General features: G+C 33.9%; 22 protein-coding genes and 1 riboswitch. Of the genes, 12 read left to right on the forward strand and 10 right to left on the reverse strand.

Features of this window, described 5'->3' with window-relative positions; all coding sequences use genetic code 11:
- The first annotated feature begins 399 nt into the window (after positions 1–399).
- Positions 400–577, forward strand: a riboswitch (cobalamin riboswitch).
- Positions 578–604: 27 nt separating this feature from the next.
- Together ABEG63_RS18580 and ABEG63_RS18585 are read left to right on the forward strand one after the other, a co-directional pair.
- A complete protein-coding gene (locus ABEG63_RS18580; RefSeq protein ID WP_346586807.1) occupies positions 605–2437 on the forward strand; it encodes a TonB-dependent receptor in 1833 nt (610 codons plus the stop codon).
- Positions 2438–2447: 10 nt separating this feature from the next.
- Positions 2448–3506 carry a hypothetical protein gene (locus ABEG63_RS18585; RefSeq protein ID WP_346586808.1) on the forward strand — a complete coding sequence of 353 codons (1059 nt, stop codon included), beginning with the start codon at positions 2448–2450 and terminating at the stop codon, positions 3504–3506.
- Positions 3507–3858: 352 nt separating this feature from the next.
- Here the strand turns inward: ABEG63_RS18585 and ABEG63_RS18590 are convergent, their stop codons facing one another.
- From ABEG63_RS18590 to ABEG63_RS18630, 9 genes are all read right to left on the reverse strand, one after another.
- The gene (locus ABEG63_RS18590; protein ID WP_346586809.1) at positions 3859–5280 is read right to left on the reverse strand and encodes an HD domain-containing protein; all 1422 of its coding nucleotides are present in this window, start codon (positions 5278–5280) and stop codon (positions 3859–3861) included.
- 176 nt (positions 5281–5456) lie between these two features.
- A complete protein-coding gene (locus ABEG63_RS18595; protein ID WP_346586811.1) occupies positions 5457–6005 on the reverse strand; it encodes an L-threonylcarbamoyladenylate synthase in 549 nt (182 codons plus the stop codon).
- A 64-nt stretch (positions 6006–6069) separates the two neighbouring features.
- On the reverse strand, positions 6070–6495 hold the full coding sequence (gene tnpA, locus ABEG63_RS18600) for an IS200/IS605 family transposase (RefSeq protein ID WP_346586813.1): 426 nt from the start codon (positions 6493–6495) through the stop codon (positions 6070–6072).
- A 120-nt stretch (positions 6496–6615) separates the two neighbouring features.
- The gene (locus ABEG63_RS18605) at positions 6616–7119 is read right to left on the reverse strand and encodes a DinB family protein (RefSeq protein ID WP_346586815.1); all 504 of its coding nucleotides are present in this window, start codon (positions 7117–7119) and stop codon (positions 6616–6618) included.
- 84 nt (positions 7120–7203) lie between these two features.
- Positions 7204–7644, reverse strand: a complete 441-nt coding sequence (locus ABEG63_RS18610; RefSeq protein ID WP_346586817.1) for a GNAT family N-acetyltransferase — start codon at positions 7642–7644, stop codon at positions 7204–7206.
- A 60-nt stretch (positions 7645–7704) separates the two neighbouring features.
- Positions 7705–8184: a nuclear transport factor 2 family protein gene (locus ABEG63_RS18615; protein ID WP_346586818.1), complete on the reverse strand. Its 480-nt coding sequence runs from the start codon at positions 8182–8184 to the stop codon at positions 7705–7707.
- A gap of 367 nt (positions 8185–8551) precedes the next feature.
- Positions 8552–9691 (reverse strand): cystathionine gamma-synthase, encoded by a 1140-nt coding sequence (locus ABEG63_RS18620; RefSeq protein WP_346586820.1) that lies wholly within the window; start codon positions 9689–9691, stop codon positions 8552–8554.
- 130 nt (positions 9692–9821) lie between these two features.
- A complete protein-coding gene (gene gldC / locus ABEG63_RS18625) occupies positions 9822–10148 on the reverse strand; it encodes a gliding motility protein GldC (RefSeq protein ID WP_267401534.1) in 327 nt (108 codons plus the stop codon).
- Between the two features lie 30 nt (positions 10149–10178).
- Positions 10179–11165 carry a gliding motility protein GldB gene (locus tag ABEG63_RS18630; RefSeq protein ID WP_346586822.1) on the reverse strand — a complete coding sequence of 329 codons (987 nt, stop codon included), beginning with the start codon at positions 11163–11165 and terminating at the stop codon, positions 10179–10181.
- A 53-nt stretch (positions 11166–11218) separates the two neighbouring features.
- Between ABEG63_RS18630 and ABEG63_RS18635 the strand changes: the two genes are divergently transcribed.
- The 6 genes from ABEG63_RS18635 (at position 11219) to ABEG63_RS18660 (ending at position 14752) form a co-directional block, all read left to right on the forward strand.
- Entirely contained in the window at positions 11219–11857 is a 639-nt protein-coding gene (locus tag ABEG63_RS18635) for a leucine-rich repeat domain-containing protein (protein WP_346586823.1), read from the forward strand.
- A 5-nt stretch (positions 11858–11862) separates the two neighbouring features.
- The gene (locus tag ABEG63_RS18640; protein WP_346586824.1) at positions 11863–12396 is read left to right on the forward strand and encodes a GNAT family N-acetyltransferase; all 534 of its coding nucleotides are present in this window, start codon (positions 11863–11865) and stop codon (positions 12394–12396) included.
- Positions 12393–12941: an N-acetyltransferase gene (locus tag ABEG63_RS18645; RefSeq protein ID WP_346586826.1), complete on the forward strand. Its 549-nt coding sequence runs from the start codon at positions 12393–12395 to the stop codon at positions 12939–12941. The genes ABEG63_RS18640 and ABEG63_RS18645 overlap by 4 nt, the downstream gene beginning before the upstream one ends.
- Before the next feature lie 16 nt (positions 12942–12957).
- On the forward strand, positions 12958–13749 hold the full coding sequence (gene nadE / locus ABEG63_RS18650) for an NAD(+) synthase (protein ID WP_346586828.1): 792 nt from the start codon (positions 12958–12960) through the stop codon (positions 13747–13749).
- Between the two features lie 89 nt (positions 13750–13838).
- The gene (locus ABEG63_RS18655) at positions 13839–14330 is read left to right on the forward strand and encodes a ribonuclease domain-containing protein (protein ID WP_346586830.1); all 492 of its coding nucleotides are present in this window, start codon (positions 13839–13841) and stop codon (positions 14328–14330) included.
- 110 nt (positions 14331–14440) lie between these two features.
- Positions 14441–14752, forward strand: coding sequence for a barstar family protein (locus tag ABEG63_RS18660; protein WP_346586832.1), 312 nt, complete (start codon positions 14441–14443; stop codon positions 14750–14752).
- 83 nt (positions 14753–14835) lie between these two features.
- Here the strand turns inward: ABEG63_RS18660 and ABEG63_RS18665 are convergent, their stop codons facing one another.
- Positions 14836–16149: a T9SS type A sorting domain-containing protein gene (locus ABEG63_RS18665; protein ID WP_346586834.1), complete on the reverse strand. Its 1314-nt coding sequence runs from the start codon at positions 16147–16149 to the stop codon at positions 14836–14838.
- A gap of 149 nt (positions 16150–16298) precedes the next feature.
- Between ABEG63_RS18665 and ABEG63_RS18670 the strand changes: the two genes are divergently transcribed.
- The 4 genes from ABEG63_RS18670 to ABEG63_RS18685 all read left to right on the forward strand — a co-directional run bounded on the left by ABEG63_RS18670 (position 16299) and on the right by ABEG63_RS18685 (position 22003).
- On the forward strand, positions 16299–17939 hold the full coding sequence (locus ABEG63_RS18670) for a helix-turn-helix domain-containing protein (RefSeq protein ID WP_346586835.1): 1641 nt from the start codon (positions 16299–16301) through the stop codon (positions 17937–17939).
- Positions 17936–19072 (forward strand): tetratricopeptide repeat protein, encoded by a 1137-nt coding sequence (locus tag ABEG63_RS18675; RefSeq protein ID WP_346586837.1) that lies wholly within the window; start codon positions 17936–17938, stop codon positions 19070–19072. The genes ABEG63_RS18670 and ABEG63_RS18675 overlap by 4 nt, the downstream gene beginning before the upstream one ends.
- Positions 19073–19262: 190 nt before the next feature.
- Positions 19263–21236, forward strand: coding sequence for a T9SS type A sorting domain-containing protein (locus ABEG63_RS18680; protein WP_346586839.1), 1974 nt, complete (start codon positions 19263–19265; stop codon positions 21234–21236).
- Between the two features lie 170 nt (positions 21237–21406).
- Positions 21407–22003 (forward strand): Crp/Fnr family transcriptional regulator, encoded by a 597-nt coding sequence (locus ABEG63_RS18685; protein ID WP_267401547.1) that lies wholly within the window; start codon positions 21407–21409, stop codon positions 22001–22003.
- Positions 22004–22061 lie beyond the last annotated feature (58 nt).

Here is a 22061-nt window from a genome sequence, read left to right on the forward strand (position 1 = left end):
TTGATATTTTTGACATATAAAATTCTTTTTATTAAGAGGTTTTCTTCTGATCCACCATGGTAAAAGTGATGACCAAACAACGTTCTATCCGGATTTGGAAGAAAACAGCAGCAGGGGAATAAAATCGCGGTCGATATCTTAAGTATCAATTGAGCTTCTGTCTTTATCCTGCTGCTTTTTATCTTAAGTTAATTTTTTTAACTAAAATACTCCTTTATTTTTCGCAAGGCAAACTTACCATTGAAACGGCATCCTTTTGGGTGCGGCCGCAGCGAAGCGGAGGCCGTACCCAAAAGATATAGTGAAAAGCTGGAAAAGCTTAAAAAAAGAATATTCAGCATCAAATTTTCAAGGTAAAATCCTTTTTTTTCTGATTTTGCTTTTATAATTTAATAAACTTACATTTGCAAAAATTTTGGTTTCCAATTATTTGGAATGAAAAGGGAATCGGGTGAAAATCCTGAGCTGTCCCCGCAACTGTAAATCGCAATCAAAATTTCTACGGAAAACCACTGTGCAAACGGGAAGGTGTGGAAAAGCGAAAGTCAGGAGACCTGCCAAAATCTAACTAAAATAATTGCTTTCGGTGGAAAAGTGAAAAGGTATGAATATAAAAAGATCTTTAGTCCTGCTTTTTTCGTCTTATGGCTGTTTTCTGTTTGGTCAGGAAAAGGTGATAGACACGGTGTATGTTTTTGACAATCAAATGAACAAGGTAAAACTTTTTCATAAAGTACAAACCATTACACCACAAGATATTGAGAAAAATTCTACCAATCTTTCAGAACTTTTACGTTTTCAAACGCCTGTTTACATTAAGGAAAACGGTCGGGGTGCTGTTTCGTCGCCGTCTTTTCGAGGAACTACTGCTCAACAGACTGCTTTTGTATGGAACGGAATCAATATTAATTCCAATTTTTTAGGTCAGGCAGATGTTAATAATATTTCTTTCGGTGGTTTTGATCAGCTTGATGTGAAAGCCGGCGGCGGAAGTGTAATCTATGGAAGCGGGGCCATTGGCGGAAGCATTCACCTTAATAATACGTTGGATTTTAACAAAGGTTTTCACGCTTCTCTTTTTTCTGAGGCGGCATCTTTCGGAACCTTTAATAATCTTTTGAAAGGTTCTTATAGCAATGATAAATTCAGTTTTAAAGTTTCGGGAAACTATTCGGTAAGCGAAAATGATTATGAGGTTGAAGAATCACAGAATTATATCAACAGAAATGGGGAATACAATAATACCAACTTCAATTTTTCGGCAGCTTATAAAGTAGCTCCGCATCATCAGATTTCGTGGATTTCGGAGTTTTTTAACGGAAATCAGAATTATCCTGTCTTTTTTGAAAGCCAAACTAAAACGAAATATGAAACTCAGAATATACGAAGTTTAATTTCCTGGGACTGGACTCAATCAAAGTTTTCGAATTCCTTCAAAGCAGCGTATACTGAGGAAAATTTTCAATATTTTTCTGATATTAATAAATCTTATTTCAGCGGAGGAAGCGGTAAAAATTATATTGTAAAAAATGATTTTAACTATTTCATCACTCCCAAATGGAATTTTAATCTTATCTCTGAATTTCAATTAAACAAAGCCGAAGGTCTTAAACAATCTCAACTTGGAGATGTGAGCAGAAATGTAGGCTCTTTTGCTGCTTTGATTCGTTATTTCACCACAAAAGACCTGAGATTTGAATCTGGAATTAAAAAAGATTTTGTGGAAGATATCAGTTCACCCCTCCTTTTTTCTTTTTCAGGAAAATGGAATGCTGCGTCGTGGTACCATGTAAATTTAGATTTTTCTAGAAATTTCCGGTACCCTTCATTTAATGATCTTTATTGGCAGCCGGGAGGAAATCTAAACCTGAAGCCAGAGACTTCTTATCAGGCAGAATGGGGAAATCAATTTAAAATAGCCGATGTAAAATTGTCTTTAACGCCATATTATATAAGAGTTTATGATATGATCGTCTGGCAGCAGAACGGAACTCCTTATTATTCTGCGACCAATATTTCGAATGTAAGATCGTATGGACTTGAAGCCCTATTGGAATATTCAAAAAAAATAGGGAGACATAATTTTCAGTCCAGTTTAGGCTATTCTTACACCAAATCTATTGATCTGGAAAAAGATAAACAGCTGATGTATGTTCCTCTTCATAAATTTTTTGGAAATATTGATTATAAATATGATTTCCTTAGATTGTATGTTCAGGGATTATTTAACGGATTAACCTACACCTCGAGTGATGCTAAAAAAGAGGCTTCTTTGGATCCATATTTTGTAATGAATGCTGGAGTTTCCGGAACCTTTCTTAAAAACTATACGATAGGCTTTAAAGTCAATAATATTTTTGATCAGGTTTACTATACGATGCTGTCTTATCCTTTACCTAAAAGAAACTACAGCGTAACTCTAAATATTAATTTTTAAAATAGAAGATATGAACATCAGAAAAATTTTACCTTTTGTATTTGCTTCGGCATTGGTTTTCAACGTTGCGTGTAGCAGTGATAGTGACGAAATTGCCCCCGTAACATACGAAAACGGAATTCTTATAAGTGATGAAGGAGGGTTCAGCACACCTACTTCTAATGTATCATTTGTAAGTAATGATCTTGGAAAAGTTTATACTAAAATTTATTCTACCAATAACAGTAATGAAAACTTAGGTAATGTGTTGCAAAGCATCGATTTCAGTGGAGATAAAGCATACTTAGTTTCAAACGTTCCGAATAAAATTGATATTGTTAACAGATATACGTTTAAAAAACAAACTACTGTAACCAGTAATCTTGACAATCCAAGATATATTGCATTTTCAGGAAATCAATACTACGTTACTAACAATAACTTCTACGATGTGATGAAAATGAATGTGTACAATACCGCTGATAACTCTTTTGTTAAAAGCATCGACTTTCCTCGTTCTGCAGAAAAAATTGTAGAAGCGGGCGGAAATATTATTGTTCAGACTGATGGTGTTACCTACGAGACTACCGCTCCTTATGGAGAATTACCAACTGGTTACACAATTACAGTTATTTCTTCTTCAAATAACATTGATAAAGTGATCACTCTTCCCTCTAATGGAATTATCCGCGATTTGATTTCTTACAATGGAAAACCATATGTACTGGCTTCAGACAACACCAATTCTTATATTTATGAGTTGAATACTTCTGCGGGAACTTATCAAACGACTACGCTTACAGCCATTCCTCAAGCTCAAAAATTAAGAATTACTGACAATAAAATCTACTTTACCACATCAGGTAACAAAATCTATACGATGAACTTTGGATCTACCACGGTTCCGACGGCTCCATTAGCTACGTCTACAGGAAACCTGTATGGCTTTAATGTTATAGACGGAAGAATTTATGTTTCGGATGCTAATTATTCAGGAGACAGCAAAGTAAATGTATATGATGCTACTTCTGGTACTTTATTAAAAACTTTCGCAACGGGTATTGCTACGAATGGTTTTTATAAGAACTAACCATATTTTCATATAAAAACAGGCTCGGCGGTTTCTTCGAAACCGCCGAGCCTGTTTTTATTTCTTAATATAATATCTCAAAAATATAATCTCTAAAGCTCCTATCAACCACCAAATCGGAAACCTAAAAAAGGTATAAAGCAAGGTAAAATTATCAACATACGGTTGACCTTTTATGGCTTTTTGAATTTCAAAATCCATGGAAAAATTAGGAATTATAAATCCAAAAAATAAAAACGCAACCAAATATAAAATCCAATTGCGTTTTTTAATTATTTTATATTTCCAAACTCCGAAATTGAAGATGAAAATTAATGCTAAAATGATATAATCAAATGTTCCAAAAAACATTTTAAACAAGTGTTAGTCCAAGTTTTTCAGCTTCAGCAATCACAAAATTTCGAGCTTCTTCACTATCATTTCCAATTTCTCCTTCAAGAATGGCTTCCTTTACTTTTTCTTTTAAAATACCAATTTCTCGTCCAGGTTTAAGATTGAACATAGTCATAATTTCTTCACCGGAAATTGGCGGCTGGAAATTTCTAACCTGATCTTTTTCTTCCACTTCTTTAATCTTTACCGCAACATATTCAAAATTCTTCTTGAACTTTTCCTGCTTTTTAGAATTTTTTGTTGTAATATCGGCTTTGCAAAGCGTGAATAAAGCTTCCAGATCTTCACCTGCATCAAATAATAATCTTCTCAACGCAGAATCCGAAGCATCATCGGTAATTAAAGCGATCGGACGTGATGATAATTTCACCATTTTCTGAACATATTTCATGTCCGAGCCTAAAGGTAATTTCAGTCGTTGGAACAAAGTTTTCACCATTTTTGAGCCTAAAAACTCATGCCCATGGAAAGTCCACCCCGTTCCCTCAACGAATTTTTTTGTCGGAGCTTTTCCGATATCGTGAAGCAATGCCGACCAACGAAGCCATAAATTATCTGTATTCTCAGAAATATTATCAACCACTTCCAACGTGTGGTAGAAATTGTCTTTATGGGTTTGTCCTTCGACTTCTTCTACTCCTTTCAGATCGATTAATTCAGGAATAATTAATTTCATTAAACCTGTCTGTTCCATTAATTTTAAACCAATTGAAGGCTTTTTGGAAAGCATGATTTTATTGAATTCAACCATAATTCTTTCCATCGAAACAATCTTGATTCTTTCCGATTCCTGCTTAATTGCTTCCAAAGAATTTTCTTCAATCTGAAACTGCAAAGTCGAAGCAAAACGAATCGCTCTCATCATTCTCAAAGGATCATCGGAATAGGTTTGAGCAGGTTCCAAAGGCGTTCTCAAAATCCCTTTTTCCAAATCATCAATTCCGTTGAAAGGATCAATTAATTCACCAAAATTATCTTTGTTTAAAGAAATCGCCATCGCATTTACCGTAAAATCTCTTCTTTTTTGATCGTCCTCAATAGTTCCTCCTTCAACTTCAGGTTTTCGGCTGTCTTCGGAATAACTTTCCTTTCTTGCACCAACAAATTCCAATTCAAGATCTTTATATTTAATCATCGCCGTTCCGTAGGTTTTGAAGACAGAAACCTTCATTTTCGGATCGATTTCCTTTCCTACGTTTTGCGCCAATTCAATTCCGCTTTGTTCAGTCACAAAATCAATATCCGTTGAAGCTTTTCTTTTCATCAGTAAATCCCGAACATAGCCGCCAACAACATACACAGACTGATTGTTTCCGGCTGCAACCTCAGAAATTATTTTGAAAAGTTTTAGATTTTTATTTTGATTTAAATTGATGAACATTTTTTAATAGATGTTAGATATTAGATGCTAGATATTAGACTTACAACGATATGCTTTATAATTGTTAACTTATATCTAATGTAAAACCACTAAGAAATCCGATTTTAGGTTAAAAGCTAAATTTCCGACTTCTTAATGGTTAAATGGTTTTGCAAAGATAATTAAAATCTTTTCTTTTATTCGCGAAGAACTTTTATTCTGTTATCGCTCCAGATTTTGATCACCGAAGAACCTGAATATTTTGAAACAACGTCTCTATTTTCTTCCACGGCATAATCCACTAAATCGATCATTTCAGGAGAAATATCCGAGAATTTCAACGGACTTTTTTCTCCACTGAAATTCGCTGAAGTTGAAACCAACGGCTTATTTAATTTTGTGATTAATTTTTTACAAAAATCATTTTTCACCAAACGAATTCCTATACTTCCGTCTTCTGCCAATAATTCTTTAGGCAAACCTCTTGGGTTTTCGTAAACGATTGTTACTGGTTTTTCACTTAAATCAATGATTTCCCAAGCCATTTCCGGAACGTCAACCAAATCCTGCAATCTTTTTTCAGATTCCACCAAAATAATCATGGATTTATTTTTTTCACGCTTCTTGATGTCAAATATTTTGTTGACGGCTTCTATATTTGTTGCGTCGCAACCAATTCCCCAGATTGTGTCTGTTGGATATAAAATTGTTCCGCCGGATTTTAGTATGTTGATGATGTTTTCCATATTCAATAGGGGCGGGCTTTAGCCCGTCTTCAAAATTAAGCATTCATTTGGCTTTAGCCAAAACCTATTTAAAATTATATTTATCAATAAACTCCTGATATTCTTCCGTAAATGATTTCTTCTTATGATGATTTTCCTGATTTTTAATATAATTTCTAACAGATTCAACCATAGATTCTGAAACGGAAACGGCAAAATATTCATCCTGCCAAGCAAATTTTTCTTTTGTTAATTGGTTTTTATTGATCCAATGAGAAGATTCACCTTTCAATAATTGAACAACTTTTTCAATATTTTGATTTGAACCAAGAGAAATTAAACAATGGCAATGATCTGAATAACCATTGATCATATCAAGAAAAATTCCTTTTTCAGAAGCATTTTCTTTGATATGTTTCCATATTTTTATTTTTAATTCTGAAGTGTTGAAATATGGTATTCTATTTCTTGTCGAGAAAACGACATGAATATAAATTTTAATAAATGGCATTTGTGTTGTTTTGCCAAAAATATAAATTCTTTTTTTAAGTTTTGGCTAAAGCCAATTGAATTGTGTTAAAATTGAAAATGGGCTAAAGCCCATTCCTATTGATACAATTAAGCTTATTATTTACAACTTCACCAAATACCTTTCCTTAATAATATTCAAATGATGTATATTATGCCCAACAATCAATTTTCCGATAGTTTTCACAGAAATTTGATTTCCATTTGCGATTCCGATGTTATTTAAAACAGAAGGATTCAAAGTTTCCAGTAAAATCTGAGAAGACTTTCTCACCAATTGATATTCCTCCAACAAAGAATCTAAACTTCTTTCATTGGCAAAAGATTGATCTGCATATAATTCTTCATCAAAACCGGGTAATTCATTTTGATCACCTCTTGCGAAAGCTAAAATTCTGTATTGAAAAATCCTTTCTGTATCTGATAAATGCAAAAGCAATTCTTTCAAAGTCCATTTTCCTTCTGCATAAGCAAAAAGTGATTGTTCTTCTGTAAGTTTTGAATACATTTCAACGGTTTTTTCACCCGATTTCTTCAATTCTTCCAACCAATTTTCGGATGGAATATGATCTAAATATCTCTGAACGTATTTTTTAAAATCAGACATCGTTTTTTATAAATTTAACAATTTAGCAGTCTAACAATGTAACAATATTGGTAAACTGTTAAATCGATACATTGTTACATTAATTTATTTATTCGTCCATTCATAGAAATTCACTTCATCGTAAATTTCGAATCCGCAAGATGGATATAATTGATTTCCGATATCGTTAGATTTTCCGGTTTCAAGGAGAATTCCGGCTGCATCGGTAAATTTTGCCAATTCTTTTGAATCTTCAATCAATTTTTTTGAAAAACCTTTTCCACGGTGATTTCCGTTGACATATAAATCATTCAGCAACCAATAACGTTTCATTCTTGTTGATGAAAATAATGGATATAATTGAACAAAACCCACCAACTCCCCTTCACTTTCAGCGACAAAAATTTCAGAATCTTTGTTTTCTATTCTTTCCGTTAAAAACTTTTTGGCAGCAGATATATCTGAATCTTTATGATAAAAAATTCTGTATTGATCGAATAGTTCAGCTAATTGATCTATATCTTTAATTTCGACTTTTCTTGTCATAATTAATTTTAAAATTTTGTCAAAGCTCAATCGTTGAAAACAAAACTTTAACAAAGTAAATTATAAATGATGATCGTAACTCAGCACACGTTTCATTTTCCAGCTTTTTCCATCTAAAATCCAGAGAATGGTAAATTTTGCCAAGCTTCCTTTAATCCATTTTCCATTAGAAAGCTCTGCAAATTCATGTTCACCTTCCTGAATAAAGGCATACAAAACATTATTATTGTACAAAGGATAAATTTTCATACTGCTGGGAACCAACTCACGTTTTACTTTGTTGGGCCCGCCGCAAATATTATTTTTAATGGAAGCGGTGAAAGCTGCTTTTCCGGAAGTAATTCCGCCTTTGTCGTGGTAAAATTCAAGGTCGTCGCTAATGATAGAATCATAATGAGAAAGATCACATGTATTAAATCCGATATCGAATATTAAACTGTCTAATTTCTTTGCCTTTTTGTATAATTCGTCGGTATTTTTTACCTGAGAATATGCAATTTGACTTAAAATTAATAACAATAAAATCTGAATCTTTCTCATTATGGTTTATTTTGAATATTGTTCAACATTCTGTCATTCTGACGTTAGGAAGAATCTTTTTTGATAAACTAATTAAAATTCTATTTTCAAAGTTTGTCTTTCCGTAGGAATCTAAGCTCGAATCTTTCCAAACTATTTTCTAATACTATGCTTGGATCCTTTCAGGATGACAAACTTTGATCGTATTTTTCCGGCGTTTAAAGAATTGACTACAACTCTAGCCCCGATTGCAACGGCATCCTTTTGTGCAGCGAAGCGTAACAAAAGATATAGTGGAAAGCGGGAAATAGCTTCAAAAAAATTTAAATAGATTCTTCACTCCACTTTGTTCTGTTCAGAATGACAAAGCGTTACAAATTTCTTTTATTTAAGAAAAAGCTCTTTCCAAATCTGCGAGAAGATCTTCCGCATCTTCGATTCCTACGCTTAGACGAACCAAATCATCGGTAATCCCAAGTTCAGCACGTTTTTCAGCAGGAATGGAAGCGTGAGTCATTAAAGCCGGATGATTTGCCAAAGATTCTACTCCACCCAAAGATTCTGCCAAAGTGAAAACTTTTACTTTTTCTAAAAACTTGATCGCATCTTCTTTTTTACCAGACTTGAAAGTGAAAGAAACCATTCCTCCGAAATCTTTCATCTGAGCTTTTGCCAATTCAAATTGCGGATGAGATTCCAATCCAGGATAAATTACCTGATCAACTGCCGGATGAGACTCAAGATATTTTGCAACAGCCATCCCGTTTTCTGAATGTCTCTGAACTCTTAACGCCAATGTTTTAATTCCTCTCAACACCAAATAAGAATCGTGAGGTCCTAAAATTCCACCACTTGCAAATTGAATAAAGTGAAGTTTTTCTCCCAATTCAGCATCTTTAGCGATCAAAGCTCCCGCAATAACATCAGAGTGACCTCCCAAATATTTTGTTGCAGAGTGCATTACTATATCCGCTCCTAAATCAATTGGTCTTTGAAGATATGGCGTTGCGAAAGTATTATCAACTGCAACCAAAATATCTTTTCCTTTTGCAATTTCTACAACCGCTTTAATATCAACCAATTTCATTAACGGGTTTGTTGGAGTTTCAACCCAGATTAATTTAGTCTTATCTGTGATAACATCAGCGATTTTTGAAGCATCATCAAAATTCACGAACGTAAATTTCAACTGATATTTTTCGAATAATCTCGTGAACATTCTGTATGTTCCACCGTATAGATCATCAACTGCAACTACCTCATCACCAGGATTTAATAATTTTAAAACACAGTCGATAGCAGCCAAACCAGAACCGAAAGCCAGACCTCTCGCTCCGTTTTCGATGCTTGCCAAAGAGTCTTCCAAAGCCTGTCTTGTAGGATTTGCCGCTCTTGAATATTCGTAACCGGAATGTACCCCCGGAGATTTTTGTGCGAATGTAGACGTTAAAAATACAGGAACGTTCACAGAACCTGTTGCAGATTCGTGGTGTTGTCCTCCGTGAATAACTTTTGTATTAAAATTCATACTTTTTTGCTTTAGGCTTTAAGCTGTATGCAGTAGGCTTTTATTCTATTGCATTAAAGCTTAAATATTATTAAAAAGAAAAGCTGTATGCAAAAAGCTTACCGCTTACTGCCTACAGCTTATCGCTTATTTACATTTTTATTGCAGATTTAATCGCGAATTCCTCAGCGATTTGCTCGATCCATTGTGCCACATCTTCCTCTCCTGTAGCTCTCTGGTAAGTATTTCCAAGAGAAACGAAAATCTGATGCATGAACATTTTCATTTGGTCAACAGGCATTTCTTTCGTCCAAAGATCGATTCTTAAAGCTTCCATTGCTTTTTCGTCCCAAACAGAAATCATGACCGCTTTCGTTTCCTCCTTTTCTACTCCGCCATCCTGCGCATTCCAAGTCATTGTTTCCGGAATGTGGTTTTCATCTAATTCTACATCTATCGTAATCTGAGTTTTTCTCATAACTTTCTATTTATTTCTAAATTTTTAATTCTATTTTTCTAATTTCGGCTTATATCCCGATTGGTTAAAAATCACCGTTGCATCCATTTTCAGGAAATCTAATAATTTTGTTTCCGGTTTCTCTTTCAAATAAGATTTACAAATCTGCCATCCTGTATAAATCCCAATCTGAGGCGAAGATTCGTTATCTATCTCTGTATAAAATTTTGAAAACGGTCCCGGTGAAAGGAAACGTTCTTCTAATCTATGATCATCTCCGAAAAGCAGATTATTTTCAACAAAATAATTCCAGATATTCGCTTCATTGGCAACAGCCCAATCATACTGTTTTTGAGTATAATTCATTTTAAGATAATCTGGGAAACTCGGTAAAAAAGCATCCTGAAGAATCATAATTTTACCATTTAGCATCATTTGATCGATAAATTTCTGATGGTCCGGCGATTCTTTTACAAAACCTTCAGCAAAAATTTGAGAAACTTTCGGCACAATATTATTCGGATTCATCGATTTCTGAAAATACATTTCTAACCCTTTGTAATTGGCATTATTTTCACCCATAAATCCCGTCACATCTATAAACAGTAAGTTTTCTTTTGATTCATAAAAAATCGGATCCTGAACCATTTGTAAAGCTGAGGAAAATAAAAATACTTTCGGGCTTTTGAACTGCGGAAAATAATATTTAATATGTGAAAATAATTCGTGAAGCTCTTTCTGAAGTTTTTGTACATCAATCTTGGCAATGGCTTCTTTATACACTTTTACTTCCTGTGCGTCAGCTCTTCTTTTTCCGAAATCGGCATCAGAAACCGTTCCCTGAAACCAAGGAAATTTTGATTTAAACTGATCTAAAGGTACATTTTGATCATAAAACTCTTTGGAAATATCTGTAATCTCTACTTTTTCCGCCGGATTTTTCACTTCTACATTCCATTGGTTTTGAGATTCTTTCTTACAAGAACTCAATCCTAAAACTAAAATGAGAGAAAGCGCAATAGTTCTGAAAATCTTCATTATTTTTACAAAAATTTTGATTCACAAAAATACGGATTATTAAAACAATCGACATGATGAATAAGAAAATATTTGCAGCACTATCTATCTTCGCTGCAGTTGCTATGGTTCCCGCCCAGGCACTAGAATTCAAGGATAAAAATCTTGAAAAAGCAGTGGTTGAAAACTTTGATTTGAATAAGAACGGCTCCATCGATAAATTTGAAGGCGATCAAGTAACTAATTTGTTTTTAGTTCAAAAAAACATCACTTCTACAGACGATCTGGTACTTTTTCCGAATGCTAAAATGATCGTTTTGGATGATAATGCCATTCACAATGTCAACTTAAAAAACCTACAAAGACTTGATTTGTTTTCCTGCACGGGATGTAAAATTTCAACTTTTTCTGCAGAAAACCTTAAAAGTTTAGCTTCATTATATTTGGATAACAATTCTATTGAAACTTTTTCGTTAAAAACATCACCGAGAATCGATCAATTAACGATTTCGTTGAATAAGCTTAAAAGTATTGATGTAAGTTCGTTGAAATATTTAAGAAAATTAAACGTAGAACACAATCAGATTCAGAAATTGGATATTTCTAAAAATCTAAATTTGCAAACATTGAATATCGGTGGAAATAAAATGAAAGAAACCGACATTAAAAAAGGGGCAAAAACAGATTTTACCCTTTTTGGAGCCGAACAATAACAACCATGCGATTAGAAACAGAACGATTAATCCTAAGAAAATTAGAGGAAAACGATGTTGAGCGAATGTTTTTGCTTGACTCCAATTCTGATGTAATGAAATACATTGGCGTTGAACCTTTGACCGAACCAGATCAATCGCGAGAAGTTATTAAAATCATTCAGAAACAATATTCGGAAACAGGATTAGGAAGGCTTGCTGTAATTGAAAAATCTACAGGTTTATTAATCGGATGGTGCGGGTTAAAACTTTTAACACAAGAAACCAACGGTTATAAAAATGTATACGAATTAGGTTATCGCTTTTTGCCAGAAACTTGGGGAAAAGGCTATGCATCAGAAGCCGCAAAAGCATCGTTAGAATATGGTTTTCATCAGATAAAAGCCAATATTATTTATGCGTATGCCCATTGTGAAAATGAGGCATCTCTTCATATTTTAACAAAATTAGGATTTGAAAAAACCGGAGAATTTGAAGAACCAGACGGCATTTGCTTTTGGTATGAATTAACTTTGGAAAAATATTTAACAAAACAATGATATCATTAAGACCCGAAGAGGAAAGAGATTATGAAAAGATTTTTCAGGTAATTGAAGAAGCTTTTAGAAATGTAGAAAACAGTGATCATCAGGAACATTTTTTGGTTGAAAAACTGAGAAAATCAGAAGATTTCATTCCTGAATTATCTATTGTTGCCGATTTTGTGAATGACGATACGGGCGAAGAAGAGCTTGTGGGACATATTTTGTTTTCAAAAGTGACAATAGAAAACGGTTCAGAATCTTTTGAATCTTTAGCACTCGCACCTGTATCTGTAAAACCTGAATATCAAAATCAGGGAATTGGCGGGCATCTGATCGCTTTCGGACATGTTATTGCTCAGGAATTGGGTTTTAAATCTGTGGTTTTGATTGGCCATGAGAAATATTATCCGAAATTTGAATATAGAAAAGCAAGTGATTTTGGAATTACTTTTCCTTTTGAAATTCCCGATGCAAACGGCATGGCAGTTGAATTAGTAGAAAATGGCTTAAAAAACATAAAAGGAATGGTAAAATATCCTAAAGAATTTGGAATAGAATAAAAAATTTAAACATACAATGCAGACACAAAAAGTAATAGATCATATCGTAGCGTGGTTGAAAGATTATGCTGAAAAATCAAGAGTAAATGGTTATGTAATCGGAGTTTCAGGTGGTGTAGATTCCGGTGTTGTTTCTACTTTGGCAGCAATGACGGGTTTAAAAACCTTATTAATTGAAATGCCGATTCGCCAGAAAGAAGATCAGGTAAACAGAGCTTGGGAACATATGAATGATTTGAAATCGAAATTCCCGAATGTTGAAACAATATCTGTAAACCTTACTCCTGCATTTGAAGAGCTTTACAAAACGTTTGACGTACACGATGATCTTTATCCAAACGAAAAACTGGCTTTTGCCAACACAAGATCTCGTTTGAGAATGCTTACGCTGTATTATTACGGACAAATCAATGGTCTTTTGGTTTGCGGAACGGGAAATAAAGTAGAAGATTTCGGGATTGGTTTTTACACAAAATATGGTGATGGTGGTGTAGATATCTCTCCTATTGCTGATCTTTACAAAACAGAAGTCTACAAACTGGCAACTGCTTTAGATTTAGTTAAAAGCATTCAGGAAGCCATTCCTACCGATGGGCTTTGGGATGCCGAAAGAACAGATGAAGATCAGATTGGAGCAACATATCCTGAGCTTGAGAAAATTCAGAAAGAATACGGAACAAAAACTACGGATGATTATGAAGGAAGAGACAAGGAAGTTTTCCAAATCTTCGACAGAATGCATAAAGCCGCTCAGCATAAAATGAATCCGATTCCGGTTTGCGATATTCCTGAAGAGTGGAGAATTTAATGTAGCGATGGAACAATCCACCAGTTTACCAATAATTGTTACACTGCTAAACTGCTACATTGGTAAATTGTTATATTTAAAATTTTAACATGAACAGCAAAACACGTCCGTTATTTTTCATTTGTTTAGGTCTTCTTTTTGGAATGGCCGTGATGTATATTTATAATAATTTCATTGGAGAGCAAAAAACTGAAAATGTAAATCCAAAGATTGAATATGGTTCATCAACAGGAAATATCAACAATAACGATCAATCAATTGATGAATTAACGAATGAAAAAACGGTCATTAATTATGTGAAACAAAATCATCAGCTTCCTGATTATTACATCACAAAAAATGAAGCCAGAAATCAGGGCTGGAATCCTGCAAAAGGTAATCTTTGTGAAGTTTTACCGGGTAAGGCCATTGGTGGCGACAAGTTTAGCAATAGAGAAAAAACATTACCTCAAGGTGTACAATATTTTGAAGCAGATGTGAATTATCACTGTGGAAACAGAAATGCTGATCGTATTGTTTTCACTCAAAATGGTGATGTTTATTTAACAAAAGATCATTATAAAAGTTTTGAAAAACAGTAATGTTTGCTAACAAAAGTAATTTCAAAATAATATTTAATTAATTGAAACCTTATTGAGATTGCTTCGTTGATTTTGCTCCTCGCAATGACGAAAAACAAGAATACAACATTATGAATACAATATACATAGATTTTACTGAGATTGGAGATTACGAAGATTTTTACACTCAGCTTAAAGAAAAATTAATTCTTCCTGAACATTTCGGAGATAATCTGGATGCACTTTCAGATGTAATCACGGGAGAACTGGAAATGCCTCTTCACATTGAATTTGTGAATATGAGCGTAGATCAGCTGGAACTTTTTGAAGATCTTTTAACCACATTAGAAGATGCAGAAGATGAAGTTGAAGATTTCACTTTCACTTATTATCTTGAGCAATACGAAGACGATGAGGATGAAGAAACAAAAGACGAAGAATAATTTTAATTGAAATATTCAAAAAAACAAAACTCGCAGGAAATTCCCGCGAGTTTTTGGTTCAGCCTAATTTAGTTGTTTGGATTTTACTGCTTTATGAATTTTAAATTTTGTGAAACTTCCCCTTTCACGAAAACCTCTAACACATAAGTACCTTTTGATAAAGATGATACATCAATTTGATGTTCTACTGTATCAAATGTGCGTACATTTTGACCGACCATATTATAAATTCTTGCTTTTTCTATTTTACCAGCTCCTTTAATATAAATGATATCTTTTGCAGGATTTGGATAGATTGAAATCTTATCTTTCGCTTTTACAGCTTCATTTGTAGATAGATACGCTGTAATATCTAAATAAAATGCAACAATTTGCCCGGAAGAATTCGTTCCTACTCCTGCTATTTTCTTGCCATCCTTAGAAATTGCCAACGGAAGAGACATGGTAACTCCCTGTGTGCTAATTCCCAATCCCACTGCGTAATCATTAAGATTCACACGACCTCCCGTGGAAGTCCATATAAAGCCTTCTCCAGACATTGGGGGCGCTGCAAATGCTCTGAAATATCCGATAACAGTTTTGCCATCGGCAGAGATTCCCGTTGCCCCTCCTCTAAAGAAGGCTGAGGAATTTGGATGTGATATATACGTTAATCCGGTTGCGTTGTTCCAGACATACGGTTCTGGTAAACTTGCACCTATAATTGTATTTCCATCGGCAGAAACATCTCCTGCTTCGCCTACATATTCGCCATTATTGTCGGTAATAAAACTTTCAACACCATTTACCCACTTCGCTCCTCTTCGGGAGCCATTATCTTCATCTTGCCAACCAACAATCACATTTCCGTTAGAATTTACGGCGTTAGCCCTTGAACTTCTATTCGGGACAATGCTTCCTAAATCTTCTATTCCGCCTTCGGAAGTCCATTTTACGGCATGAGCATTAGAAGCTGTTAACCAACCCAAGCCCACAATAATTTCACCTCCCTGACTCATTCCCCATGTAGAACTTACGCTACCGTCCCAACCTGTGGGAACAAGTCCGCCTCGTGTCGTCCAAGTAGAAGTAGAAATGTCATACGTTGAAATTTCATTAAAACTTGTCGCACTGTTTGTGGTGGAAGACGCAATCTTAGTTCCGTCATTAGAAACCACTGTTTTTCCTGCTGCCGGATAGCCGTTGGCGATATTGCCAATTTGCATAAAACCATTCATGGCATCCCATTTATAAATTCCTCCTGCGGAAGTATGCATGCTCACCACTCCATTATCAGATACACTTCCAACATTAAAATTTCCCGACGCCATCACTGTAAGCTGTGCACTGGTAACTGAAAAGCCAAACACACAACAAGCATATAATACTTTCTTTGAAATGTTGTAAATCTTTTTCATATTTTATTGGATTTAATATTTCGAATTGGTGAGAACAATATTAGTATTATATTTACTCGCTGAAAAGATTTAGACTTACATAATTCATGAAATTTAAAAGAATTTAAAATTTAAATAACTAAAAATCAAAACTATACAAAAACTTTACTTTGAAGACAGATTTTAAGAAGACTGAAAAAAAACAATCAAAAAAAACCTTTTTTCATCAAAAACTGTGGAAAAAAACAATTCCTATTCTATTAATTTTACTGAATTCCGTTTTTATCAATGGGCAATCTGGTCCCGACTTTTCTATTTTAGCCGATAAAGCTTTTCAAAAATTGTATCAAAATCCGGATGACTGCATCAATTATTCTCTCAGTATTTTAATCAGCGATCAAAACAACGAGCATAAAATTGTCTTAAGAAACATCATTTCTCAAGCCTATGCGATGAAGGGAGATTATGTACAATCTGTAAATATTTCGAGCCAGAAAGATGATTCAGATAAAGAAAATTTATCTTATTTCATGCAGCTTTTTGCAGATTACAATCTTGCCGATCAATATCAAAATCTTGATCTTTACAATCAGTCTCAGAAAATAATTTCCAGTCTTTTAATCAATAAAAAGCTGCTTAACAGTGAAAATATTAAGATAAAAACCACTGTTGCAAAATTGTATCAGCTACAAGCTTTGAATTTCGGAATTAACAGGAACTATATATTAGCTTTAGAAAACATTGCAAAAAGTGACTCTTTTTTAACGGTTAATAATGAAGAAAATACGATTCTCAAAATTGAAAATAAAATTTTTCGGGCGGCCTATTTATCAAGGCAAAATAAGCTTGAAGAAGCTAAAAATCTTTTAGAAAACGCTTTACTCGAAGCAAAAAACACGAATTACAGCTACTTAGAAGCTTTAGCCTACGAAAATCTTGCGCGTTATTATTTTTCAAAAGAAGATTATCAGACCTCTATTGTTTATTTGGAAAAAGGATTAGCCGAGATTGAAAATTTACCTTTTAATAATTTAAAATCAAGGATTTACGAGTCTTTATCTAAATGCTATTTTGCGCTACATGATGACGAGAAACATCACTTTTACAATAAATTATATGTTGATTCCCGAACGAAAATTGATGCGAGTACAAAGGAAGGTATTCGATATATTGTAAAGCTTGTAGAAACGTATCAAAATAAAAATCTGGAATTTCAGCGTCAAAATGAATCAAAAAAATTCTGGTTTTTATTTTTTATTATTTTATTGATTGTTAGTGGATTAACTATTTGGTTTTTAATCATTAAAAACAGAAATAAAGATCTCAAAAAGCAGTTCGATTTTTTTGAGAAACAAAAGAAGTGGGAAAAATCACATGCGGAAATTTTAATTAAAAAAGAATCTGATGTGATTGAAAAAACGACTGATAAAGATTCTAACAAAATCTCTAAAGAAAAAGAGGAAGAAATTCTTCAAAAATTGGAAGAATTTGAACAATCTGATCGTTTTTTGAACAAAAACATGTCACTTTCAACACTTTCTGCTCAAATGGAAGTGAATACAAAGTATCTTTCTGAAGTTATTAATAATCATAAAGGCAAAAATTTCAACGGATATATTAACGAACTCAGAATCAACCACATTGCTCATTTATTAAAATCGAACCCATCATATCTTAATTATAAAGTGAGTTATCTTGCCGAAATCTCAGGATTTTCTTCTCACAGCGCCTTCACAACGGTTTTTAAATCTGTTACAGGCATGTCTCCCAACGTTTATATTCAGGAAATCAGTAAAAACAGAAATTTATGAAATTCAGGCTAAACATTTTCTTTTTTATATTTCTGTTGGGGCAAATTTCAATTTCTGCACAGGAAATTTCTTTTGATTCTGCAATGAAAAAAGCACGGTTAGAAATTTATGATTGTCCAGATAAAGCTATTTCTATTTCAAAAAATTTACTCGAAAAAGAGAAAGACGTTAAAAATATTACGGCAATTTATATGTTGCTTTCTACAGCAAATATTGCGAAAAGAGATTTTGATGAATCTTTAAAATTCATCTTAAAAGCTAAAGAATTTGCTCAGAGAACAACGGATCTGAAAACACAGGCAAGCGTTTTGGTTTCGGTGGCGATTCAATATCAACAGATGGAACTTTTCAGCAAAAGCCTGGAAACTTTAAACGAAGCCGATCTTTACCTGACGAAACTTCCTGATGATTTATTTGAAAAGCAAGTGGAAATTGCCCGCAGCTATGCCATTCGCGGGATGATTTATAAGAGCCAGTCGAATTCTGAAATTGCTCTTGAAAAATTTTTTATAGCTATTAAAAATTTTGAAAAAGTAAAAGATACAAAAGCAACATTTGCTAACGTGAGCGTGGTTTATTATAATATTGGCTATTGTTATTTAAATCTTCAAAAAATTGCTTTAGCCAAAGAAGCTTTTGAAAAATCTATAGAATATGCGCAGAAAAATAAAGCTAAAAGTCTGGAAGCCTTCGCATTGAAAGGAATGGCGGAAGTCTATAAGCAAAAACATGAGAATTCTACCGCGTTGGAACTTTTAAAAAAAGCAGAAGATCTCTGCAAAAACACCAACGATTTGATTTTGAATGAAGGCATTTTCAAGGAAATGGCAGATAATTATCTGGCGACCGGAAAGCCGCAACTGTATCAGCTTTACAATAAAAAATATTTTGAAATGCGATTCAAAAGGGAGCAAAATGAGCTAAGTTCTATCAACCAAGCTGTTGATAATCACAATAATGAAACTTTAAAGAAAAAAGAAGATCTAAAAAATCATTATCATTTTATTACTTTTTGTATTTCTATAATTTGTATTATGATTGCAAGCCTTATTCTGTTTTTTATATTAAAATTAAGGAAAGAAAATCGAGGTCTTAAACAAAAGATTCAGCAATTAATAAAGCAACAACAATAGCAGACTACCATTTTCTCTGGAATATAAATCATAAGGACATTTCTTAATTATATGTATTTTTTCAACCAAAAACCGTTAAAAACACACGAATGATTAGGTGAATATCAATTGTATGCAACATTAGTTGTTTATCAATATTCTGATCAAGAACTTTACCTGTCTATAATCCAAATCATAAACACACACAGGAATGAAAAATTCAATTACCCAATGGCTAGGTGCTTTATTGTGCCTTTGCCTTTCAGCTGCTGCATTCAATGCACAAATGGTTTACACGAACATTTATGACGGCGTTACCTACACGTCTCCCCATCCCTACAATTTAAATATTGTTTACTTTGTACCTAATGATGTCCCTTTAGATCCTACGTACAAGACAAGAGTAAGCAAATTGATGCTCTATGCACAAAGTTATTATAAGGATTACATGATTAAAAACGGCTTCGGAGCTAAAGAATTCGGGCTCTTCAAATCTAAAACAGATCCGAATATTGTTAAAATAATTGTCATTAAGGGCGCTCTTCCACATACTGCATATACGTATGCAGATTCAAGTAAAGAATCACAGGAAATTGGAGCCTATTTTGCGAGTAATCCATCTCAAAAAACAAGTAGTCATACACTGGTCCTTACAGCATTGCTAAATATTAATGCTTCCAATGTTCCTTTTTATGGATTAGGGAGAACCGCTTACGGATTAGATTATCCCGAATTTGATTTACAATATTTAAATAATCCCGATATATATGGGCAAAGGGTTCGTTCAGGGTTAGGAGGATTACTTCATGAACTTGGACATGGTATCAATCTTCCCCACAGTCGCCAAACCATTACTGAATACAACAATCCTAACCAAGGGATGAATCTTATGGCTTTAGGTAATCAAACATTTGGAAAATCTCCTACATTTATTAATAGTGCAGGATCAGCAATATTGAATACCTGCCAAATTTTCGCAAACGTACCCGGAAATTATTACAATGGAAATGATACAAAAATAACAAGTTTGAATGCTTCATTTTCTAACGGCAAACTCCATATTTCTGGCACATTTTATTCTAACAGAGTAGTAACTGGTGTTAATATTTATCAAGATCCTCATGCAACACCAAATACAAGTGCTAATAACCGCACTGCATGGTCTGTGAAACCTTCGGGTAATAGTTTCAGCATAAGTATGCCTAAAAGCGAACTATTATTACCTTCACAAACCGTTTATAATCTACAGTTTGAAATTATTCTAGAAAACGGAGAATATGCTTTTTTCTCATATCCTTTTAATTATAGTGAAGGTATTCCGGATATTATGAATGCAGCCTGCGTTGGAGGTACTATTAAAGTAACCACTCCTCTCACGGGAACAAATTGGCAGTGGCAGTATCAAAATACAAATGGGACATGGAGCAATTATCCTGACGGAACTGTAAATGGCTACGCCACATTTTCGGGAACTAAAACGAATGTAATGACCGTTTCTAATATTTCAAAAGCATATATTAACAACCCAAATACAGTACGAGCAGCAATAAAACAGGCGGACGGAACTACAAAATATTCCTCACCGCAAGTATGGAGAGTATACGGAATAAATACACAACCTGTTTCTGCATCGGCATGCGTAGGAGGATCGTTACAGTTAGCTGCTTCAGCAAAAGGAATCGCTTATCAATGGCAGTTTCAAAATGCGGACGGTACATGGAGTAATTATCCTGAAAAAACAGTCACGGGATATGCTACTTTCTCAGGAACCAGAACTCCTACCATGACAGTTTCCAATATTTCATCCTATTACGCCAGTCATCCCAATCAGGCAAGGCTTGTTGTCTATGGTTTAAATGGCTGCTATACCGCATCTAATACTGTGACATGGAAAGCTAATAATTGTAGTAAAGCACGAATAGCAGACGCTTCCGAAAAGCAATTAGAGGAGCCCACTGTTTATCCAAATCCTGTAAAAGATGTTTTAAACATCAATTTAGGAAATGAAAAAGAAGAGTATGAGATACAGATTGTCAATAGCTTGGGAACACCTGTATTCAGAAAAACAATATCTGAAACCACCCTATCTATACCTTTCTCTGATAAGCTAGCCGGCATCTACATCATACAAATAAAAAATGTAACAAAAGGAAATGTAAAATCATTCCGCATTATAAAAAAATAACTTTTTCTTATTTTATTAAAACTCACATTTCTAATGTGAGTTTTTTTATTTTTAATAATAAACTTTCTTTTTTCCGATTTATTAGAATTAATGAGGCATTTATGTGGTATTTATTAATTTTCAGGCAATAAGTTTTATCACTAATTTTATCGGAAATTAATATCTCAAATATGATCATCTGCGAAGAACTTTTGCTTTCTCATGGGGCTGAGCTGCAAAATTACAATTCGGGTGAATTTATTTTTGAAGAAGGGGCTACACCACGTTATTATTATCAGATAAAAAGTGGTACGGTAGTTATCAACAGTATTTTAGACGACGGGAAGGAATTTATTCACGGGATTCCTTTTGAAGGACATTGTTTTGCAGAAACTTACGTATTTCACAATTCAAATTATGCTATAAATGCCATTGCAGTTACAGCTTGTGAAATACTGAGAATGGAAAAAAATAAATTCTTTAAGTTTCTGATGAAGTATCCTGAGCAAATCTTTAACATCTATTCGTACACTGCGGATAGAATGCATTACAGATATTTAACCTCAGCGGCACTTTCTTTCAAAGATCCTTTAACCAAAATAGATCTGGTGATGAAATATCTTAAAGACTACTTCGGAGGTAAAGAAAAGCATTCTTTTCTTATTCCCTACACCCGACAGCAGCTTGCCTCGCTTACCGGATTACGCATAGAAACCGTAATTCGCACCGTGAAGAAAATGGAAAAGCTTGATATGGTAAAAATCGACAGTACGAAGATTTATTATTAAGCGAAAAAACAAAATCCCTGGCTTTCGTCAGGGATTTTTCTGTGAATATATGTTTGAT

Source organism: Chryseobacterium sp. C39-AII1 (genome assembly GCF_039672645.1).
Taxonomy (GTDB): Bacteria; Bacteroidota; Bacteroidia; order Flavobacteriales; family Weeksellaceae; genus Chryseobacterium.